Annotated in this window: 1 tRNA gene and 3 rRNA genes; all 4 read right to left on the reverse strand. The window is 51.3% G+C overall.

Annotation, left to right across the window (positions count from 1 at the left end):
- Window positions 1-41 precede the first annotated feature (41 nt).
- Window positions 42-157, reverse strand: a 5S ribosomal RNA gene (gene rrf / locus CWE22_RS12035).
- A 145-nt stretch (window positions 158-302) separates the two neighbouring features.
- Window positions 303-3,186, reverse strand: a 23S ribosomal RNA gene (locus CWE22_RS12040).
- Between the two features lie 303 nt (window positions 3,187-3,489).
- Window positions 3,490-3,565 (reverse strand) — tRNA-Ala (locus CWE22_RS12045).
- Window positions 3,566-3,657: 92 nt separating this feature from the next.
- Window positions 3,658-5,201 (reverse strand): 16S ribosomal RNA (locus CWE22_RS12050).
- The 16S, 23S and 5S rRNA genes sit together here with 1 tRNA gene alongside, the layout of an rRNA operon.
- Between the last annotated feature and the right edge of the window lie 175 nt (window positions 5,202-5,376).

Raw genomic sequence — 5,376 nt, forward strand, 5'->3', positions numbered from 1 at the left:
AAAAAACCCCAGCCCATTGGGCTGAGGTTTGTTTATTTGAAGCCTGGCGGTGTCCTACTCTCACATGGGGAGACCCCACACTACCATCGGCGCTGAAGCGTTTCACGTCTGAGTTCGGAATGGAGTCAGGTGGTTCCACTTCGCTATGGCCGCCAGGCAAAACTGGGACAACATTAACAAGTCTGATTGTTCGTAATGGCTTACCGGCTCCGGTAAGTCTTGCCACTCTCTTGAGCCACTTCAGTAAAGTGCTCGAACTTATGTCTTCTCTTGGCAACAGCCATAAACACTTTCGGTGTTGTATGGTTAAGCCTCACGGGCAATTAGTACGGGTTAGCTCAACGCATTACTACGCTTCCACACCCCGCCTATCAACGTCGTAGTCTTCAACAACCCTTTAGGACAATTACATGTCAGTGAGAGCTTATCTTGAGGCTCGCTTCCCGCTTAGATGCTTTCAGCGGTTATCGATTCCGAACATAGCTACCGGGCAGTGCCATTGGCATGACAACCCGAACACCAGCGGTTCGTTCACTCCGGTCCTCTCGTACTAGGAGCAACCCCTCTCAACTCTCAAACGCCCACGGCAGATAGGGACCGAACTGTCTCACGACGTTCTAAACCCAGCTCGCGTACCACTTTAAATGGCGAACAGCCATACCCTTGGGACCGACTACAGCCCCAGGATGTGATGAGCCGACATCGAGGTGCCAAACACCGCCGTCGATATGAACTCTTGGGCGGTATCAGCCTGTTATCCCCGGAGTACCTTTTATCCGTTGAGCGATGGCCCTTCCATTCAGAACCACCGGATCACTATGACCTACTTTCGTACCTGCTCGACGTGTCTGTCTCGCAGTTAAGCTGGCTTGTGCCATTACACTAACCGTACGATGTCCGACCGTACTTAGCCAACCTTCGTGCTCCTCCGTTACTCTTTGGGAGGAGACCGCCCCAGTCAAACTACCCACCAGGCACTGTCCTCAATCCCGATAAGGGACCTAAGTTAGAACATCAAACATACAAGGGTGGTATTTCAAGGATGGCTCCACGTCAACTAGCGCCAACGCTTCATAGCCTCCCACCTATCCTACACATGGAGGTTCAATGTTCAGTGCCAAGCTGTAGTAAAGGTTCACGGGGTCTTTCCGTCTAGCCGCGGGTACACCGCATCTTCACGGCGATTTCAATTTCACTGAGTCTCGGGTGGAGACAGCGTGGCCATGGTTACACCATTCGTGCAGGTCGGAACTTACCCGACAAGGAATTTCGCTACCTTAGGACCGTTATAGTTACGGCCGCCGTTTACCGGGGCTTCGATCAAGAGCTTCGCTTACGCTAACCCCATCAATTAACCTTCCGGCACCGGGCAGGTGTCACACCGTATACGTCCACTTTCGTGTTTGCACAGTGCTGTGTTTTTAATAAACAGTCCCAGCCACCTGGTCACTGCGGCCAGCTCCAGCTCATCCCGCAAGGGAGTCACCAGCTCTGGCGTACCTTCTCCCGAAGTTACGGTACTATTTTGCCTAGTTCCTTCACCCGAGTTCTCTCAAGCGCCTTAGTATTCTCTACCTGACCACCTGTGTCGGTTTCGGGTACGGTCAACATGTACCTGAAGCTTAGAGGCTTTTCCTGGAAGCAGGGCATCAACAACTTCGACTCCGTAGAGTCTCGTCTCGTATCTCAGTCTTAGCGGCCCGGATTTTCCTAAGCCACCAACCTACATACTTTCACCGGGATTACCAACACCCGGCTTGCCTAGCCTTCTCCGTCCCCCCATCGCAGTACATGTCGGTTCAGGAATATTAACCTGATTCCCATCGACTACGCCTCTCGGCCTCGCCTTAGGGGCCGACTTACCCTACCCTGATTAGCATGGGATAGGAAACCTTGGTCTTCCGGCGTGCGGGTTTTTCACCCGCATTATCGTTACTCATGTCAGCATTCGCACTTCTGATACCTCCAGCAGACTTCTCAATCCACCTTCAACGGCTTACAGAACGCTCCCCTACCCAGCATACAAGTATGCTGCCGCAGCTTCGGTGCATGGCTTAGCCCCGTTACATCTTCCGCGCAGGCCGACTCGACTAGTGAGCTATTACGCTTTCTTTAAAGGGTGGCTGCTTCTAAGCCAACCTCCTAGCTGTCTGAGCCTTCCCACATCGTTTCCCACTTAGCCATGACTTTGGGACCTTAGCTGGCGGTCTGGGTTGTTTCCCTCTTCACGACGGACGTTAGCACCCGCCGTGTGTCTCCCGGATAGTACTCACTGGTATTCGGAGTTTGCATGGGGTTGGTAAGTCGGGATGACCCCCTAGCCCAAACAGTGCTCTACCCCCAGTGGTATTCGTCCGAGGCGCTACCTAAATAGCTTTCGGGGAGAACCAGCTATCTCCGGGCTTGATTAGCCTTTCACTCCGATCCACAAGTCATCCCCATCTTTTTCAACAGATGTGGGTTCGGTCCTCCAATTGATGTTACTCAATCTTCAACCTGCTCATGGATAGATCGCCCGGTTTCGGGTCTATACCTTGCAACTAAGCGCCCAGTTAAGACTCGGTTTCCCTACGGCTCCCCTATGCGGTTAACCTTGCTACAAAATATAAGTCGCTGACCCATTATACAAAAGGTACGCAGTCACCCTCACGAAGAAGGCTCCTACTGCTTGTACGTAGACGGTTTCAGGTTCTATTTCACTCCCTTCACCAGGGTTCTTTTCGCCTTTCCCTCACGGTACTAGTTCACTATCGGTCAGTTGGGAGTATTTAGCCTTGGAGGATGGTCCCCCCATATTCAGTCAAGATAACACGTGTCCCGACCTACTCGTTTTCACAGCCATGTTGCCGTCGTGTACGGGACTATCACCCTGTATCGTCGTGCTTTCCAGCACGTTCCACTAACACCATGATTGCTTAAGGGCTACTTCCCGTTCGCTCGCCGCTACTAAGGAAATCTCGGTTGATTTCTGTTCCTCCGGGTACTTAGATGTTTCAGTTCTCCGGGTTTGCCTCCTACACCTATGGATTCAGTGCAGAATAGTGTGCAAGCACACTGGGTTGCCCCATTCGGAAATCCATGACTCAAGTGGCTCTTACTGCCTCATCATGGCTTATCGCAAGTTAGTACGTCCTTCATCGCCTCCAACTGCCTAGGCATCCACCGTCTACGCTTCGTCACTTAACCATACAACCCGAAAATGTCTATTTTCGAATTGCATGGGCTGTTCTCGATGCTGTACACAAGTTCGATACGCCTCTACCAAAATGGTATTCAAGTAGAGTGGCATTTCATTACTTTATTACAATCAGCTTGTTCATGTTGTTAAAGAGCGGCGTAACATTGAGTTACTGATAAACACTTTCTTCAGCAAAAGCGCTTATCGTTAACTCACAGATAGAATCTTAGTGACCAGTAAATCGTGAATAGTGAATCGAACAACCAAGCCGTTCTATGCTCTGTTCACAGTTCACTGTTTACCGGAGAAAGTGGTGGAGCCAAGCGGGATCGAACCGCTGACCTCCTGCGTGCAAGGCAGGCGCTCTCCCAGCTGAGCTATGGCCCCGTGCGATGCTTGTCGCAGACCCAGTTTCTATCTGTTACGTCTACCAAACCAGGCAATCTGTGTGAGCACTTATCTTCTTCAAGGCTTTTTCATAAGGAGGTGATCCAGCCGCAGGTTCCCCTACGGCTACCTTGTTACGACTTCACCCCAGTCATGAACCACACCGTGGTAAACGCCCTCCCGAAGGTTAAGCTATCTACTTCTGGTGCAGCCCACTCCCATGGTGTGACGGGCGGTGTGTACAAGGCCCGGGAACGTATTCACCGCGGCATTCTGATCCGCGATTACTAGCGATTCCGACTTCACGGAGTCGAGTTGCAGACTCCGATCCGGACTACGACGCACTTTTTGAGATCCGCTTACTATCGCTAGCTCGCTTCCCTTTGTATGCGCCATTGTAGCACGTGTGTAGCCCATCCCGTAAGGGCCATGATGACTTGACGTCGTCCCCACCTTCCTCCGGTTTATCACCGGCAGTCTCCCTAGAGTTCCCACCTTTACGTGCTGGCAACTAAGGATAAGGGTTGCGCTCGTTGCGGGACTTAACCCAACATCTCACAACACGAGCTGACGACAGCCATGCAGCACCTGTCTCAGTGTTCCCGAAGGCACTATTCTATCTCTAGAAAATTCACTGGATGTCAAGGGATGGTAAGGTTCTTCGCGTTGCATCGAATTAAACCACATGCTCCACCGCTTGTGCGGGCCCCCGTCAATTCATTTGAGTTTTAACCTTGCGGCCGTACTCCCCAGGCGGTCAACTTAGTGCGTTAGCTGCGTTACTCACTTCGTTTATGAAACGAACAACTAGTTGACATCGTTTACGGCGTGGACTACCAGGGTATCTAATCCTGTTTGCTCCCCACGCTTTCGTACCTCAGCGTCAGTTTTTGACCAGGTGGCCGCCTTCGCCACTGGTATTCCTTCCAATATCTACGCATTTCACCGCTACACTGGAAATTCTACCACCCTCTTCAAAACTCGAGCCTACCAGTTCAAAATGCAATTCCCAGGTTGAGCCCGGGGCTTTCACATCTTGCTTAATAAGCCGCCTACGTACGCTTTACGCCCAGTAATTCCGATTAACGCTCGCACCCTCCGTATTACCGCGGCTGCTGGCACGGAGTTAGCCGGTGCTTCTTCTGTGGCTAACGTCAATTTGGTAGCGTATTAAACTACCAACCTTCCTCACCACTGAAAGTGCTTTACAACCCGAAGGCCTTCTTCACACACGCGGCATGGCTGCATCAGGGTTTCCCCCATTGTGCAATATTCCCCACTGCTGCCTCCCGTAGGAGTCTGGGCCGTGTCTCAGTCCCAGTGTGGCTGATCATCCTCTCAGAACAGCTAGAGATCGTCGCCTTGGTGAGCCTTTACCCCACCAACTAGCTAATCTCACTTGGGCCTATCTCTGGGCGTGAGGTCCGAAGATCCCCCACTTTGGTCCGTAGACGTCATGCGGTATTAGCCACAGTTTCCCATGGTTATCCCCCACCCAAAGGCAAGTTCCCAAGCATTACTCACCCGTCCGCCGCTCGTCAGCAAAGAAGCAAGCTTCTTCCTGTTACCGCTCGACTTGCATGTGTTAGGCCTGCCGCCAGCGTTCAATCTGAGCCATGATCAAACTCTTCAATTTAAAGTGTTTAATCGACTCATTGAATCAATGACTTAATAAAATCTAATTTGTTAAGCACTTTTCCAATCAGTCAGGTGGTTCATTTAAGAACCTTTGTTGTATCCGAAGATACGTTTCTCTGCCTGAATCCGGTAAGTGCCCACACAGTTTGCTTGGCTTGGTATATTGTTAAAGA

It is taken from the genome of Pseudidiomarina aestuarii, from assembly GCF_003987355.1.
Lineage (GTDB): Bacteria > Pseudomonadota > Gammaproteobacteria > Enterobacterales > Alteromonadaceae > Pseudidiomarina > Pseudidiomarina aestuarii.